Genomic DNA, 15,726 nt, shown 5'->3' with positions numbered 1-15,726 from the left:
AACAAAACTACGGTAAAATATATTTACGGATAATTTTATGGAAATGTCCAAAATTATAATAGATAGTTTGTAACAAAATAAGGCTAGCAATTTGCATAGCCTTATTTTGTTTCATCGCCCAAATGTTTTAATTTGTCCACTTGATCTTCTCTGCCGAGGACAATCAATACATCTCCAATTCGGAAAGTGTAGTTAACTGGTGGGTTGAAAATCATTTTATTATCTTCAATTGTTTTAATTGCAAGTACAATCAGACCTGTTTTATTTGGAATTTGAGCTTCAATTAAATTTTTGTTTTCAAGATATGATCCGCTTTTAACAACAACCTCTTCCAAATCAAGCTCCACATCGCCAATTCTTGTAACCACATCTAAAAACGAAATAATATTTGGTTTGGTCATCGAATAAGCCATTCTTTTGCCGCTGATTTCTACGGCAGACAAAGTTTTGTTGGCGCCTACTTTCATTAACTTTTCGCTTTCCGATTTAGTAATAGCATTGGCTATTATGTAGATGTTTTTGTTGAGATTTCTTGCAGTTAACACAGTAACGATATTGTCTACTTCGGAATCTAACGTCGATACAAGACCTTTTGCTCTGTCTATTCCTGCATGTTCCAAAACTTCTTCTTCAGTTGACATGCCTTCCACAACTAAAATATCGTGATGACTGTAATCATCAAGGTCTTCACGTTTGTCCGTAATAACAACAAAATTCAAATTTTGATCGATAAATTTATTTATAATTACTTCTGCCAATTCACCAGAACCGCAAATAATGTAGTGATCGTCGAGTGAGGCTATTTTCTTTTCCATTTTACTTCCCTTCCAAAAATCTTTAACTTTTACTTCTACAAACATAGCTACAACCGTAGTAAATGCGTATCCGGCGATGCCAACACCTAAAAATATCATAATTATCGAGAAAAGCTCGGACCAACTACTTGTCGTGCCAATCTCTCCGAAACCAACAGTTGAGATGGTTATAACCGTCATGTATAATGCATCTATAAAATCGACTTTTAACAAAAACATGTAGCCAACAACACCTACGATTAATAAAAGTGCAAATGCATATAAAATAAATTTAAGCTTCCTTTTTTCTTCCATAAGTCACACCTCGTTTCTTCAATTATAATATAATTCACAACAAAAAACTATTAATTTTAGATTAATTGAAACAACCTAAAAATCCTAGAATTTAAAAAAAGTGTTGTGAAAACAAAATAAATTTTCTGGTATTTCGGATAGACAATGATATAGCAATGTAGAGTATGAAATTGTTTGTTATTTTTTTATATTTTGATGGTGCAAATTATGGGCAGCTGTGATATAATATATTGTAAATTATTTTAGTGGGGGCAAAATAATGAGCGTTATTGATATTTCAATAAATTTCATAAAAAAGCTTTTTGATTTGAGATTTACAAATCACGATCTAAGCCTTATCAATAAATTGAGAGGCAAATTGAGAGCTATTTTTGCGTCCAATAAAAAAGTGTATATTTGTCAAAAAATTTAGGAGAATTCTATCTAGAATTCTCTATTTTTTTATTTTAGGAGGCTATTATGGAAAAATTGTACGAAGGTAAAGCAAAAGAAGTTTATTCAACAGAAAAGGCTGATGAATATATCATCAGATACAAAGATGATGCAACAGCTGGTAATGGTGAAAAGAAAGCTACAATTGCAGGTAAAGGTGAACTTAATTTGGCAATCACTACAATGATTTTTGAAATGCTTGAAAAAAACGGCATCAAAACTCACTACATTGAAACAATCAACAACACTGATATGAGAGTTAAAAAAGTTACTATTATGCCACTTGAAGTTATCGTTAGAAACATCACTGCAGGTTCTTTTGCAAAAAGATACGGAGTTGAAGAAGGAAGAGTTTTGAATCAACCAACTTTCGAATTATCTTACAAAGATGATGATTTGGGAGATCCATTGATGTGTGAAGATCACGCAATTGCTCTTGGTGTTATCACAAAGGAAGAATACGACTATTTGAGAAAAGAAACTTTGAAAATAAACGAATTATTAAAAGAATTTTTCTTAAAAATCAACTTAAAATTAGTTGACTTCAAAATCGAATTTGGTAAGACTGACGACGGACAAATTTTATTAGCTGACGAAATCAGCCCTGATACTTGCAGATTGTGGGACAAAGATACTAACAAAAAATTAGACAAAGATATTTTCAGAAGAGATTTGGGAGATTTGACAGAAGGCTACAAAGAAGTTCTAAACAGAATGAGAGGCTAGGATGTGTGGAGTTATAGGGATATATTCTAAGTCCGAAGTTAATAAGAAATTATTTTTCGGACTTAACTCCTTACAACACAGAGGACAAGAATCCTGTGGTATCACCGTTAGTAACGGTGAAAACCTACATAGAGAAAAAGGCATGGGACTTGTTATCGATGTGTTTAAGGAAGAAAATTTGAATAATTTAGTTGGTAATATTGGGATAGGACATGTGAGATATTCGACAGCTGGTGGTTCTCACGATTACAACACTCAACCATTGATGGCTTTTGCCAAGGGAATCGAAATGAGTTTGGCTCACAATGGAAATCTTATCAACCATCAAATTTTAAGAACTAGACTTGAAGAAGATGGTGTGATGTTCCAAACAGCGATTGACAGTGAAGTTATTTTGTTTTTGATTGCTAGATATTACAAAGGGGATATCGTCGAAGCTATCAAAAAAACAATGAAACTTATTAAAGGAGCTTACGCAATTGTGTTGTGCTTGAAGGATAAACTTGTAGCATTTCGTGATCCTTTGGGAATTAGACCTCTTGTTATGGGAAAAAATGAAGAGGATGTTGTGTTTGCATCAGAAAATGCAGCAGTAGAAATCGTCGGAGCAACTGAAATCAGAGATGTAAAACCAGGAGAAATAATTGTCGTAGACAAGGAAGGAATAAATTCTTCGATGTATACAACAGAAGGATCTCCACGTCATTGTTTCTTCGAATATGTGTATTTTGCAAGAGAAGACGCTACGTTGGATGGAACAAATGCATACAATTTTAGAAGAAGATGCGGAGAATATTTGTCACAAGAATCTCCATGTGATGTTGATTTGGTAGTTCCAGTTCCAGATTCAGGTATTCCATCAGCGATTGGCTACGCGCAAAAAGCGGGCATTCCTTACGCACAAGGTTTGGTAAAAAACAGATATATGGGAAGAACTTTCATTAAACCAACTCAAGCTGAAAGAGAAATGGCAGTTAAATTGAAATTAAATCCTTTGAGACATGTATTAAAAGGAAAGAGAATTGTACTTATAGATGATTCCATTGTAAGAGGAACTACAAGCGCTAATTTGATTCAACGAATTAGAGAAGCTGGTGCGACAGAAGTTCACATGAGAATTACATCGCCACCTGTCAAATTCCCTTGCTATTACGGAATTGACACTCCTTCAAGAAAGCATTTGATTGCAGCGAACATGGATATCGAAGCTATCCGTGAAAAAATCGGGGCAGATAGCTTAGCGTTTATTTCTATGGAAGGAATGGTAAAATCAAGCAGCGACAAAATAGACAAATTCTGTAAGGCTTGTTTTGATGGGGATTATCCAGTAGATCCGATAGTTATATAGGTGATTAAATGAATATTGCAGTTTTTATTTCAGGTACTGGTACTAATTTGAAAGCTCTGTTGGATGCAAAAAAAGACAATTATTTCAAAAGCGATATTGTTGTTGTGGTTAGTAACAAAAATGCAGCTGGTCTTGGTTTTGCAAGAGATTTCAACGTGGATACTTTGGTTTCAAAAGATGACGAAGAAATCATCAAATGTTTAAAATCAAAAAACGTAGATTTGATCGTGTTGGCAGGTTTCTTGCCTAAAATTTCAAAGAGAATTATAAATGAGTTTACAATTGTAAATATCCATCCATCATTGCTTCCAAAATACGGTGGTAAGGGATGTTATGGAATCCATGTTCACGAAAAAGTTTTTGCTAATAAGGAAAAAAATAGCGGTGCAACTGTGCATTTCGTGAATGAAAAATTAGACGATGGAGATATTTTACTTCAAAGGTCTGTGGATATTTCTGATTGTAAATCGGAAGATGAGATAGCAAAGAAAGTTTTGAAAATAGAACATGGCATTTTAAAAGATGCTATAAAAAAATTGGAGGAGAGTTCATGCGCGCATTAATTTCACTAACGGATAAGACAAATGTTGGTAAGTTAGCAAAAAGTTTACAAGAATTGGGATATGAAATCATATCTACAGGTGGTACTTACAAGGAAATCGAAAAATCTGGAGTAAATGTAATAGACATTTCCAAGGTTACAAATTTTCCTGAAATTTTGCAAGGCAGAGTGAAGACTTTGTCACCATACGTTCACGGTGGAATTTTGTATAAGAGAGATAACGAAGAACACAAGAAAACTGTAGAAGAATTGAACATTCAACCAATCGACATTGTTGTGGTTAATTTGTACGACTTCCAAAATGCATTGAAAACTGGAGACCACGACAACATCGTTGAAAACATCGATATCGGTGGTCCAACTTTGATAAGAAGTGCCGCAAAAAATTACAAGGACGTTTTGGTTGTAACAGATCCGTCTGATTATGACGAACTTATCGACAGATTGAAAAATGACAACGTGGATAATTCATACAGAGAAAAACTAGCAATGAAGGCTTTTAGTTTGACAGCTTACTACGATTCTGTGATTTCAAGATATTTCCAAGAACAAGTTGGAGAACGTAGTGAATACAGAACTTTTGGTTTCAAAAAAGAAGAAGAACTTAGATATGGTGAAAATTCACATCAAAGTGCCAATCTTTACATAGATCCATTTGTAAACGGCAAATTGACAGATTGCGAAGTTATTCATGGCAAAGCAATGAGCTTCAACAATTACAACGATTTGAATGTTGCAGTGGAATTAGCAGACGAATTGGGAGAAAATTCTTGTGTTGCATTGAAGCACCAATCACCATGTGGCGTTGCAATTGCAGACAGCGTTTCAGAAGCGTACCACAAGGCTTACTTGGCAGATTCAACTTCGATTTTCGGTGGAATTATCGCCATCAATGGAGTTGTAGATGAAAAAAGTGCAGAAGAAATGAGCCAAATCTTCTTGGAAATTATAGCTGCCAAGGATTTCGATGAAAAAGCTCTTGAAATTTTGACTAAAAAGAAAAACATCAGACTTGTTAAGATAAAATTCGACAACGATTCAGTAAAAGAAGACATTAAGTATTTGAATGGAAAAGTTTTAATCCAAGACAAAGACTTCGGTGTTGACGAATACAACATAGTTACTAATGAAAAACCAAGTGATGAAGACAAAAAAGATTTGGAATTTGCTATGAAGGTGGTTAAATTCACAAAATCAAATGCAATTGTACTAGCAAAAGATTCTCACACTTTGGGAATTGGTGGAGGACAAACATCTAGGATTTGGGCGTTGGAAAACATAGCCAACAATCACCCGGACGTTGATTTTACTGGATGCGTATTGGCATCAGATGCTTTCTTCCCATTTTCTGATTGCGTAGAATTTGCACATAAATTAGGAGTAAAAGCTATTATTCAACCAGGTGGAAGCATCAAAGACCAAGATTCAATTGACAAATGCAATGAGTACGGAATTAGCATGGTGTTCACAAAAAACAGACATTTCAAACATTAAAAATTGGGAGGTTTTATGAAAATTTTAGTTGTAGGTTCAGGTGGCAGAGAGTTCGCGCTTGGACGTAAAATAAAATCTTTTGATGAAAATAGGAAAGTTTTCTTCGCTCCAGGAAATGCTGGAACTGAAGATATCGGAGAAAACGTAGATATTCAAGCAGACGATTTAAAGGGCCTTCTTGAATTTGCAAAGAAAAATGAAATAGACTTCACAGTTGTTGGCCCTGAAAATCCATTGTGCGACGGAATTTCAGATTTGTTCGAAGAAAATGGTCTTAAAATATTTGGACCTGTAAAAAAAGCCGCTGAATTTGAAAACTCAAAATCATTTACGAAAAAATTCTTGGAAAAATACGACATCAATACAGCTAAGTATTTGGAGAGCAAAGATTTTGATGAGTCTTATGATTTTGCAAATAAATTGTTGGAAGAAAATGGCAAAGTTGTCGTTAAAAGAGATGGCCTTGCAGCTGGAAAGGGAGTCTACATTGTAGATAATTCTGATGATTTAAGAGAAATTCTACAAGATGTACTTGATAAAGATAACATGGTTGTAATCGAACAATTCCTCGACGGATTTGAGATGAGTTTGTTGTGCTTTACTGATTCTAAGACGATTCTTCCACTTCCAACTGCGAAGGATCACAAGAAGATTTTTGAAAGAGAAATGGGAGCAAACACTGGCGGCATGGGAACTTACGCTCCGAATGTCGAGGCAGAAGTATTCGTAGATAGAATCAAAAATAGCGTATTGGACAAAATTCTCACAGGATTAAAAGAAGAAAACATTGATTTTAGAGGATTGTTGTTCATTGGATTTATGATAACTGATGATGGAATTTACGTTTTGGAATTCAACGCAAGATTTGGAGATCCTGAAACTCAAGTCGTGCTTGAACTTATCGACAATGATTTGTTGGATATTATGATGAAAACAAGTGAAGGGAAATTATCCGATGTCGATTTGAAAATAAATGACAACAAGGCGCTTTGCGTTGTTGTAAGTGCTGGTGGATATCCAGAAAGTTATGACAAGGGCGATGAGATTACAATTTCTGATATGGACAGTGTTGTTTTCCATGCAGGAACGAAAAAAGTCGACGGCAAAATCGTTACAAACGGTGGCCGAGTACTAAATATTGTAAATTCTAAAAAGAATTTTGATGATGTTATTAAGGCTTGTTATGAAGATATAGAAAAGGTGGATTTTAAAAACATGTATCACAGAACTGATATTGGTCCTAGAGTTAAAAGAGTTTATGTCAGAAAAAAAGACGAATACGATTATGAATCTAAGGAAAAGAAAAAGCAAATTGAAAACTTACTTGGAATTGATTTGGATAAATTCGTAATTTACAAGAGATACGATTTGGAAATTAGCGATGATAATTTGAAAAAAATTGTCGACACTGTCCTTAGCGAAAAATCTGTAGATGATGTGTTCTATGGAGAAGATGCGTTGAAATTACAAGCTGATATGAAAAACGCAATCGCTGTGGAATATTTGCCAGGTCAATTTGACCAAAGAAAACAAGGTGTGCTTGACACATTGAGTTTGATTTTGGATGATGAGGTGGATTGTAAGACATCGACAGTTTACGAAATCGAAGGCGCTAACAAAGAAGATTTGGCAAAAATCGAAAAATATTTGGTAAACCCTGTTGACAGTCACAAGGTTAGTTTGCTTGGAATCCCAACAACTTTGAAACAAGAAAATCCTAAGAATTTGGAAAACGAAACATACAATGGTTTCAGAGATATGAAAGATGATGAGCTTCAAAAATTCGTCGACGATTACTCATTGGCGATGAATGACGAAGATTTGAAGTGTATTAGAGATTATTTCAAATCAGAAGACCGTGATCCAAACGAAACAGAAATCAAGATTTTAGACACTTACTGGTCTGACCATTGTAGACACACAACTTTCAACACTTTCTTGGATATTGAATTCAATGCAAAAACAAAACTTGACGAAGCAATTCACAACAGTTTTGAAGAATATTTGAAAGTCAGAGAAGAATTAAACATAGAAAAACCAATCAATCTTATGAATTTCGGAACGATTTTGTCCAAATATATGAGAAGCAAAAACGAGTTTGATGATTTGGAAATTTCATCTGAAATCAACGCTTGTTCTGTTAAAATCAAAGTTCGCGTGGAAGTTGATGGTGCCTATGAAACAAGAGATTATTTGTTGATGTTCAAAAACGAAACACATAATCACCCTACAGAAATCGAACCATTTGGTGGCGCAAGTACATGCTTGGGTGGAGCAATCAGAGACCCATTAAGCGGTAGAGCATTTGTTTACCAAGCTATGAGAATTACAGGAGCTGGAAATCCTCTTACTTCATTGGAAGACACGATGGACGGTAAACTTCCTCAAATTAAAATTACACAAGAAGCTGCTAAGGGATATTCTTCTTACGGAAACCAAATTGGTTTGGCAACTGGATTTGTAGATGAGATTTACCATGACGGATATGTTGCTAAGAGATTGGAATGTGGAGCTGTAATGGCAGCTGCGCCAATTGAAAATGTCAAGAGGATTGAACCTGAAAAAGGAGACATCGTAATCTTACTTGGCGGAAGAACTGGACGTGACGGAATTGGTGGAGCGACAGGTTCATCAAAAAGCCACAAAGTTACAAGTATCAAAACAGAATCTGCACAAGTTCAAAAAGGTAACGCACCTGAAGAAAGAAAAATCCAAAGACTTTTCAGAATTCCTGAGCTTGCAAGTTTGATCAAAAAATGTAACGACTTTGGAGCAGGTGGAGTGAGCGTTGCGATTGGTGAGCTTCACGATGGTGTAGATATTTATTTGGACAGGGTTCCATTGAAATACAAAGGTCTTAAACCATTTGAAATTGCTATCAGTGAATCACAAGAAAGAATGGCATGTGTTATAGCTAAGAAAGATTTGGAAGAATTTGTAAAATATGCAGACGCAGAGAACATCGAGACAACTGTGGTTGCAGACATCACAGATACTAACAGAATGAGAATGTTCTACGATGAAGATTTGATTGCAGACATAAGCTACGATTTCATCAACACAAATGGTTCAGATAGAAACGCTGAAGTTGAAGTTGTATCAGAAGATGTTCCAGAAATTTTGACTGAAAAATGTTCTGATGCGAACAAATTCTACGACAAAGTTAAAAAACTCAACATAACATCCAAGAGAGATTTGATAGAGATGTTCGACTCCACAATCGGAAGAAACACTGTTATCAATCCAATGGGTGGTAAGTTGCAATTGAATCCATCACAAGCAATGGTTGCAAAAATCCCTACAATGGACGGAATTATGAAAACTGTATCCATGATGAGTTACGGATTTGATGCTGATTTGTCAGAACAATCTCAATACTTGGGAGGATACTACGCAGTTGTGGAATCAATCAGTAAACTAATCGCGTTGGGTTCTGACAAAAACTTAATCAGATTGACATTCCAAGAATATTACGAAAAAATGCTAGATAAAAAGATCTGGTCCAAACCATTGAAAGCATTACTTGGTACATTCACTGTCTCCAAACATTTCAAAGCAATGCCAATCGGTGGAAAAGACAGTATGAGTGGAAACTTCGAGGACATCAAGGTTCCACCAACAATGATTTCATTTGCAGTGACTCACGAAGATGTGGACAACATCATTACGAATGATTTGAAAGGCAAAGGCAAAATCGGTCTTGTCAAAACTGTTTACGAAGAAGACGGAACATTGAACCTTGAAAAATTAGAAGAAAATTTCGATTTTATCACAGAACAAATCAGAAAGAAAAATATTATTTCTGCGATTGCATTGGATAAAAAAGGCTTGTTGGCTAATATTTTTGAACAATCTGTAGGAAACACTGGTTTTAATATCAAATTTGATAATTTGTACAACCCAATGTACGGAAGTTTCGTAGTTGAATATATTGAAGACGACGAAAACATCGAACACATCGGTGATTTTGCAGATGAAATTATCGTAAATGATGTTAAATTAGATTCAGAAAAATTACTAGAAGGCTACACTACAGTCTTAAATAAAGTATTCACACCAAAAGAAAAAATCGAGTACAAACCAATAGAAAACAAAAAAATCGAACAACGTAGAATGAAATCCAAGAAACCAACTGATACACCTCACGTTGTAATCTTGGCAGCTCCTGGAACAAACTGTGAATGGGATACATTGAATGCATTCAAAGAAAATGGAGCAGATGGAGAAATTGTTCTATTCAAAAACAGAAACCAAGAAGATATATTGAGTTCGATAGATGTTTTGGCAGAAAAAATCAGAAAATCGCAAATATTTGCCATTCCTGGAGGTTTTTCACTAGGGGATGAGCCAGATGGATCAGCTAAGTTCTTGGCAAATATTCTAAGAAATGAGAAAATAAGTAGTGCGATAGATTATTTGTTGAACGAAAACGACGGATTGGTAATTGGAATTTGTAACGGATTCCAAGCTTTGGTGAAGACTGGACTTCTTCCTTATGGAAAAGTTACATCACCACAAGAAGACGATCCAAACTTGACATTCAACACAAACAGAAGACACATTGCAACTTTTGTAGATACATTGTGCTTGACTAATAACAGCCCTTGGACAAATGGAATTGACTTGAACAAAACTTACAAAATGCCGATTTCACACGGTGAAGGAAGATTTGTAATTAAAGAAGACAAACTCAAAGAACTTTTGGATAATGAGCAAGTTTTCTCTGCTTACAAAATCTCTCCAAACGGATCAGACTACAATATCGAAGGAATTTTGTCCAGAGATGGTAAGATTTTGGGAAGAATGTGTCACACTGAAAGAATCGCAGATGATTTGTACAAAAATATTTACGATATCGACAAGCAAAATATTTTTAGAAATGCAGTAGAATACTTCAAGGAGAAATAATGAACAACGATATTTACCAAAGTCCATTAAACACGAGATACGCAAGCCACGAAATGAGCCACAATTTTAGTTCACAAGTTAAGTTTGAAACTTTCAGAAGATTGTGGTTGGCATTGGCGAAATCTGAAAAAGAATTGGGACTTAATATTACAGACGAACAAATAGAAGAATTGCAAACTCACATTTCAGACATTGACTTTGACAAGGCAGCTGAATACGAAAAAGTTCTTCGACATGATGTAATGGCTCACGTGAAAACATACGGAGAAGTGTGTCCAAACGCAGCTGGAATTATCCACTTGGGAGCGACAAGCTGCTATGTAACTGATAACACGGACATTATCGTGATGAGAAATGCTCTTGAAATCGTAGAGAAAAAGTTAGCGATTTTGATTAAACACTTGTCTGATTTTGCGATTAAATACAAAGATTTGCCAACACTTGGCTACACTCATTATCAACCAGCACAATTGGTGACTGTTGGAAAGCGTGCTACGTTGTGGATTCAAGATTTTCTTATGGATTTGGAAGAAGTCATCTACAGAAAAGAAAATTTGAAATTGAGAGGAGTAAAGGGAACTACTGGAACTCAAGCATCATTTTTAAAACTTTTCGACAATGACCACGACAAAGTAAAAGAATTGGAAAAGAAAATCGTAAGAGAAATGGGATTTGACAGCGCAGTTAGCGTGAGTGGACAAACATATACAAGAAAAATCGACTATCACGTGCTTCAAGTTCTATCATCAATCGCACAATCAGCTCACAAAATGACAAACGACATCAGACTTTTACAAAACAGAAAAGAATTGGAAGAACCTTTTGAAAAGACACAAATCGGTTCATCGGCGATGGCTTACAAGAGAAATCCAATGAGATGCGAAAGAATCTCATCGCTTTCAAAATACGTGATGAGTTTGGTTCAAAATCCACAATTTGTGGCTAGTACTCAATGGCTTGAAAGAACATTGGATGACTCTGCAAATAAGAGAATGAGCGTTCCAGAAAGTTTCATGGCAGTCGACAGTATTTTGGAAATAGCAATCAACGTTACAGACGGGCTTGTTGTTTACGAAAACCAAATCAAAGCACACGTTAATGAGGAATTACCATTTATGGCGACTGAAAACATATTGATGGAAGCTGTAAAACGTGGCGGCGACAGACAAGAACTTCACGAAAAAATCAGAGAATATTCAATGGTTGCAGGTAGAAGAGTAAAAGAAGAAGGACTAGACAACAATTTATTAGAATTATTGGAAAAAGACGAAGCTTTTAATCTTAACAAAGACGATTTGAATTTACTTTTAGACGGCAAACTTTATATTGGAAGATGTCCAGAACAAGTGGTTGAATTTATCGAAGAAGATGTCAAACCAGTTATTTCAAAATACGACACAGAATACTCTGTTGATTTGAAAGTTTAAAAATATTAGGAATGCACATAGCAAAAGCTGTGTGCATTTTTTTAGTTGATTATATTAAATTTATACGATACAATGAATTCAAATATAATTAGTAGGTGAAATATGGAAAAATTTAAGAAAATATTTTTGATAGTCCTATTGATAGCATTGACAGTCGGATTAATGGTATTTGTTCCTTACGATTCAATCAGAAACTTGGTACAAAAATCTGGCCCATGGGGAGCGGTTGTGTATATTTTATTGTTCACGATACTTCCAATTGGTTTCTTCCCAGTTCCAGCGTTGGCGTTGATTGGTGGAGTTAGTTTCGGACTTGTTAAAGGAAGTATTTACACAGTTATTGGAGCAGCTATGAATTGCTTGCTTATGTTTGAACTTTCTAGAAAAATTGGACACGATTATGTTGTTAAGATGATTAATGAAAAATTCTCCGAAAAAAATAGGGACAGAATACTAAATGCACCAGATTCAAAACTGTTCACTCTATTGTTCATTTGCAGATTGATTCCGATTATTCCCTACAATCTTATAAATTACGGATTTGGATTGACGAACATAAGCATGTCCAAATATATGTTTGCATCAGTTCTTGGAATAATTCCTGGAACGCTTGTGTATTTGAATTTGGGGGATAAAGTGTTGAATGTAGGATCCAAGGAATTCTACCAAGCGATTATTTTAGTAGTAGGACTTACTGTTGTGAGCTTGATAATGGCTAAAATAATCGACAAAAAAGACAAGGAAAAACAAAAAAATTTGAAGTAATTTTATGATGATGGAGTAGTAGCTAAATCTCCTAAAAAAGTAAAGCGAGTAAGTCCTAAAATATATCAAAGTATAACTCGCTTCGTCTCGCTTACAAAAATTTTAAAATTCTAATCTCGAAATTCTAAAATTCAAAACTCGACTACGCTCAAACAGTTGAATTTTTACGAATTTCTCGATTGAATTTTATAAAATTTTTTTCAGAGGACTCGTTCATTATACTTTGATATCATTCATTATTATTTATATGACTTACTTCATCTCACTTAATAAAAACATACACAAAAAACCGCAATGCTTACAGTATGAGCTATTGCGGTTATTTTTATGAATTAAAAATTCTCTTCTAAGTATTTTTTTGTGAATTTTACGAAATCTATAACTGGCTCTGAGAGTAAAGAGTTGGAACGATATACCAGATAGAAGTGACGTACCGATTCGAAATCGTCGATTTTGAAAGAAATCAATTGATTATTTGCAACTTCTTCTTCTACGGATAGCTTACTCATAATCGATATCCCCATTCCATTTCTAATGCATTGCTTCAAAGTTTCTGTGCTATTTGCTGTTCCAATCAAATTCAGTGAATTCTTGCTGATTCCTAAAGCGTCTATCATTTTCATAGATTCCTTTAATGTTCCAGAACCTTGTTCACGAAAAATTATTGGTTCCTTTAAAATGGAACTTATCTTGACATTGTTTTTCTTCAATGCGTTATAATAATCGTTATATGGTGTGACTACTACTAGCTTATCGCTTAGAACTTTCTCAAAGGTAAGTTCTTTATCCATTGTAGTCATGCCTACGATTCCAATATTGATTGAACCATTTATAACTCCGTCAATCGTAGTTAAACTATCTGATTGAATTATATTCACCAAAGTTTTGATGTGAGATTTGTGATATTTTGTTAAAAGAGAAGGTAGAATATATGTTGCAGGAACAGAACTTGCACCGATGTTGAAGGTAGTTAGACTTTTTTTTGAAAAAGAATCCTGCATGCTTTCCATAATCCTTGAAATAGCCTTAGCATAGTTGTAGAATTCTCTTCCTTCAGGAGTAAGCTCTAACTTTTTAGTAGTTCTTTTTAATAATTCTGCATTAAGTTCATTTTCAATTTGTTTGATATGAGTGCTTATCGTGGGCTGTGTAAGATAAAGTCTTTTAGCAGCTTCAGAAAAACTATCCCATTCCACAACAGTTATGAACGTTTCTAATTGTTTTAAATCCATAATATCTCTCTCTTCGTGGTATTTAATATATATATTTTATCATATACCTTTTATTTTACAAAATACGCAAATACTTTATAGTAATATACCCAATTGTAAATAAATTTAACAAACGATTTACTATTTATAGGAAAAATCTATAAGTGATTCAAAATTACAAAATGTTAATAAATCAATATTTGTAAGATAATTTTTAGAATATAAATGATAAAAATTTGCAAAAAGTTAAAAATACGGCGTTATTTATAGAAAATTTCAATTAATGAACTAATGATATTTACGATAAAATAATTTTGATGTAAAAATGAAATAATCTTATAAACATTAAATATTTAACAGGAAAATTATGAAGAAAATTTTGAAAATTTTACAATTAGTAGTTGCAATTATTTTAGCATTAATACCAAAAGTTAACGCAAAACCATGTAAAGTAATGCCGGGCAAAATGCCAATGAAATGTTTCCACATGTCAAATGCAGAAATACTAATTATATCGGCGATAACATTATTAGTTTCAGTAGTAATTGCCCTAATCGAGCAAATATTCAATGTAACAAAAATATCCAAAGACGAATTAGCACTAACATTGAGAGGTAATTAAATGGAAATATTGAAAATACAAAATTTATCAAAAAATACGACATGGAAGAACTTCTTCAACTAAACAGCGCTAAGAACTTATCTGGGGGAGAAATCAAAAAATTAATGATTCTAAGGGCGTTAATTAATGAACCAGAGCTATTAATACTAGATGAACCAACAGCTAACTTGGACGAAGAATACGTAGACAAATTCTTGGATTTGCTCGATGAATTGAATAAGAAAATTACACTTATATGTGTAACTCACGATTCAAGACTAAAAAACAGAGCAAAAAAAGTTTACAAATTATCGGGGAAAAATTTATCTGAATAAAATATAGCTGATCTTCAAAAGTCATGAAACTTAGAGGGTCAGTTTTTTTATTGCAATCATTGACACGTTAATTTACTAAGAATAAAATATAATTGAGAGAAAAAGGGAAAATAAATGAAAATATTAGAAGCTACACAAAAGGATTCGCAAATACTTGCCGAAATGGCAACAAAAATTTGGGAGAATGAAAATGTTGATGAATTAGTACAGGAATTTATAGAAATCAATCAATCCGCCAAAGATACTTGTTTTATTGCATTTGACGGTAAATTTCCTGCTGGATTTGCGAATGTCAGCCTTCGATTTGATTATGTCGAAGGAACTGAAAGCTCACCTGTAGGATATTTGGAAGGAATATTTGTAGATGAAAACTTTCGAAACCGAGGTATAGCGAGAAGTTTGGTAAAATCATGTGAAGATTGGGCTAAGGAAAAAGGCGCAAAAGAGTTTGCTAGTGATTGCCTACTGGATAATACCCAAAGCTTGAAATTTCATTTGGCAATTGGTTTCGAAGAAGCAAATAGGATTATTTGTTTCAAAAAAGATTTGTAAAAGGAGAAGACATGGAAATATTTAAAATACTTTTACCTTTGATTATAACGGCGATATTAGTTCTAATCGTCATCAAAAAATCAAAGAAACAATCAGATAAATCCGATGATAATTATATGTCACTTGGAATGGCGTTAGGAATGACGCTAGGCGCGGGTTTCGGAACTGCTTTAGGAAAAGACAACATCGCGAGTTCGATATCAATCGGTATGATTTTGGGTATGGTTATAGGAATGAGCATAACAAAAAAATAATC

13 protein-coding genes are annotated in these 15,726 nt (G+C 34.1%); 11 read left to right on the top strand and 2 right to left on the bottom strand.

What is annotated here, in order from left to right:
• Nucleotides 1-101: 101 nt before the first annotated feature.
• Nucleotides 102-1,109: a potassium channel family protein gene (locus ACU68W_RS01365; protein ID WP_446755980.1), complete on the bottom strand. Its 1,008-nt coding sequence runs from the start codon at nucleotides 1,107-1,109 to the stop codon at nucleotides 102-104.
• A gap of 459 nt (nucleotides 1,110-1,568) precedes the next feature.
• Between ACU68W_RS01365 and purC the strand changes: the two genes are divergently transcribed.
• The 7 genes from purC to ACU68W_RS01330 all read left to right on the top strand — a co-directional run bounded on the left by purC (nucleotide 1,569) and on the right by ACU68W_RS01330 (nucleotide 12,771).
• The gene (purC, locus tag ACU68W_RS01360; protein WP_002836979.1) at nucleotides 1,569-2,267 is read left to right on the top strand and encodes a phosphoribosylaminoimidazolesuccinocarboxamide synthase; all 699 of its coding nucleotides are present in this window, start codon (nucleotides 1,569-1,571) and stop codon (nucleotides 2,265-2,267) included.
• A gap of 1 nt (nucleotide 2,268) precedes the next feature.
• The gene (purF, locus tag ACU68W_RS01355) at nucleotides 2,269-3,615 is read left to right on the top strand and encodes an amidophosphoribosyltransferase (RefSeq protein WP_446755979.1); all 1,347 of its coding nucleotides are present in this window, start codon (nucleotides 2,269-2,271) and stop codon (nucleotides 3,613-3,615) included.
• A gap of 8 nt (nucleotides 3,616-3,623) precedes the next feature.
• Nucleotides 3,624-4,178: a phosphoribosylglycinamide formyltransferase gene (purN, locus tag ACU68W_RS01350; RefSeq protein ID WP_446755978.1), complete on the top strand. Its 555-nt coding sequence runs from the start codon at nucleotides 3,624-3,626 to the stop codon at nucleotides 4,176-4,178.
• On the top strand, nucleotides 4,166-5,671 hold the full coding sequence (purH, locus tag ACU68W_RS01345) for a bifunctional phosphoribosylaminoimidazolecarboxamide formyltransferase/IMP cyclohydrolase (RefSeq protein ID WP_446755977.1): 1,506 nt from the start codon (nucleotides 4,166-4,168) through the stop codon (nucleotides 5,669-5,671). Before purN ends, purH begins: the two co-directional genes overlap by 13 nt.
• A 15-nt stretch (nucleotides 5,672-5,686) precedes the next feature.
• Nucleotides 5,687-10,579: a phosphoribosylformylglycinamidine synthase gene (locus tag ACU68W_RS01340; RefSeq protein WP_446755976.1), complete on the top strand. Its 4,893-nt coding sequence runs from the start codon at nucleotides 5,687-5,689 to the stop codon at nucleotides 10,577-10,579.
• Nucleotides 10,579-12,006 (top strand): adenylosuccinate lyase, encoded by a 1,428-nt coding sequence (gene purB / locus ACU68W_RS01335; RefSeq protein WP_446755975.1) that lies wholly within the window; start codon nucleotides 10,579-10,581, stop codon nucleotides 12,004-12,006. Before ACU68W_RS01340 ends, purB begins: the two co-directional genes overlap by 1 nt.
• Nucleotides 12,007-12,108: 102 nt before the next feature.
• On the top strand, nucleotides 12,109-12,771 hold the full coding sequence (locus tag ACU68W_RS01330) for a TVP38/TMEM64 family protein (protein ID WP_446755974.1): 663 nt from the start codon (nucleotides 12,109-12,111) through the stop codon (nucleotides 12,769-12,771).
• Between the two features lie 332 nt (nucleotides 12,772-13,103).
• Here the strand turns inward: ACU68W_RS01330 and ACU68W_RS01325 are convergent, their stop codons facing one another.
• Nucleotides 13,104-14,003, bottom strand: coding sequence for a selenium metabolism-associated LysR family transcriptional regulator (locus ACU68W_RS01325; protein WP_002834761.1), 900 nt, complete (start codon nucleotides 14,001-14,003; stop codon nucleotides 13,104-13,106).
• A gap of 346 nt (nucleotides 14,004-14,349) precedes the next feature.
• On the opposite strand from ACU68W_RS01325, the gene ACU68W_RS01320 reads away from it, so the two are divergent.
• From ACU68W_RS01320 to ACU68W_RS01305, 4 genes are all read left to right on the top strand, one after another.
• A complete protein-coding gene (locus ACU68W_RS01320; protein ID WP_278735970.1) occupies nucleotides 14,350-14,604 on the top strand; it encodes a DUF4418 family protein in 255 nt (84 codons plus the stop codon).
• Between the two features lie 8 nt (nucleotides 14,605-14,612).
• On the top strand, nucleotides 14,613-14,918 hold the full coding sequence (locus ACU68W_RS01315) for an ATP-binding cassette domain-containing protein (RefSeq protein ID WP_341460730.1): 306 nt from the start codon (nucleotides 14,613-14,615) through the stop codon (nucleotides 14,916-14,918).
• Nucleotides 14,919-15,032: 114 nt separating this feature from the next.
• Nucleotides 15,033-15,470, top strand: coding sequence for an aminoglycoside 6'-N-acetyltransferase (aac(6'), locus tag ACU68W_RS01310; RefSeq protein ID WP_094223773.1), 438 nt, complete (start codon nucleotides 15,033-15,035; stop codon nucleotides 15,468-15,470).
• 11 nt (nucleotides 15,471-15,481) lie between these two features.
• The gene (locus ACU68W_RS01305) at nucleotides 15,482-15,724 is read left to right on the top strand and encodes a DUF2700 domain-containing protein (protein WP_446755973.1); all 243 of its coding nucleotides are present in this window, start codon (nucleotides 15,482-15,484) and stop codon (nucleotides 15,722-15,724) included.
• Nucleotides 15,725-15,726: the final 2 nt, after the last annotated feature.

Source organism: Finegoldia sp. P2-F-LR (assembly GCF_052932265.1).
The sequence above is the reverse complement of the archived record's forward strand: the minus strand, read 5'-3'. Positions and strand labels throughout refer to the sequence as shown.

Excerpts from the sequence above, each read along its gene's own strand:
- ACU68W_RS01365 (WP_446755980.1), bottom strand. The coding sequence starts at position 1,109 with ATGGAAGAAAAAAGGAAGCTTAAATTTATTTTATATGCATTTGCACTT.
- purC (WP_002836979.1), top strand. The coding sequence starts at position 1,569 with ATGGAAAAATTGTACGAAGGTAAAGCAAAAGAAGTTTATTCAACAGAA.
- purF (WP_446755979.1), top strand. The coding sequence starts at position 2,269 with ATGTGTGGAGTTATAGGGATATATTCTAAGTCCGAAGTTAATAAGAAA.
- purN (WP_446755978.1), top strand. The coding sequence starts at position 3,624 with ATGAATATTGCAGTTTTTATTTCAGGTACTGGTACTAATTTGAAAGCT.
- purH (WP_446755977.1), top strand. The coding sequence starts at position 4,166 with ATGCGCGCATTAATTTCACTAACGGATAAGACAAATGTTGGTAAGTTA.
- ACU68W_RS01340 (WP_446755976.1), top strand. The coding sequence starts at position 5,687 with ATGAAAATTTTAGTTGTAGGTTCAGGTGGCAGAGAGTTCGCGCTTGGA.
- purB (WP_446755975.1), top strand. The coding sequence starts at position 10,579 with ATGAACAACGATATTTACCAAAGTCCATTAAACACGAGATACGCAAGC.
- ACU68W_RS01330 (WP_446755974.1), top strand. The coding sequence starts at position 12,109 with ATGGAAAAATTTAAGAAAATATTTTTGATAGTCCTATTGATAGCATTG.
- ACU68W_RS01325 (WP_002834761.1), bottom strand. The coding sequence starts at position 14,003 with ATGGATTTAAAACAATTAGAAACGTTCATAACTGTTGTGGAATGGGAT.
- ACU68W_RS01320 (WP_278735970.1), top strand. The coding sequence starts at position 14,350 with ATGAAGAAAATTTTGAAAATTTTACAATTAGTAGTTGCAATTATTTTA.
- ACU68W_RS01305 (WP_446755973.1), top strand. The coding sequence starts at position 15,482 with ATGGAAATATTTAAAATACTTTTACCTTTGATTATAACGGCGATATTA.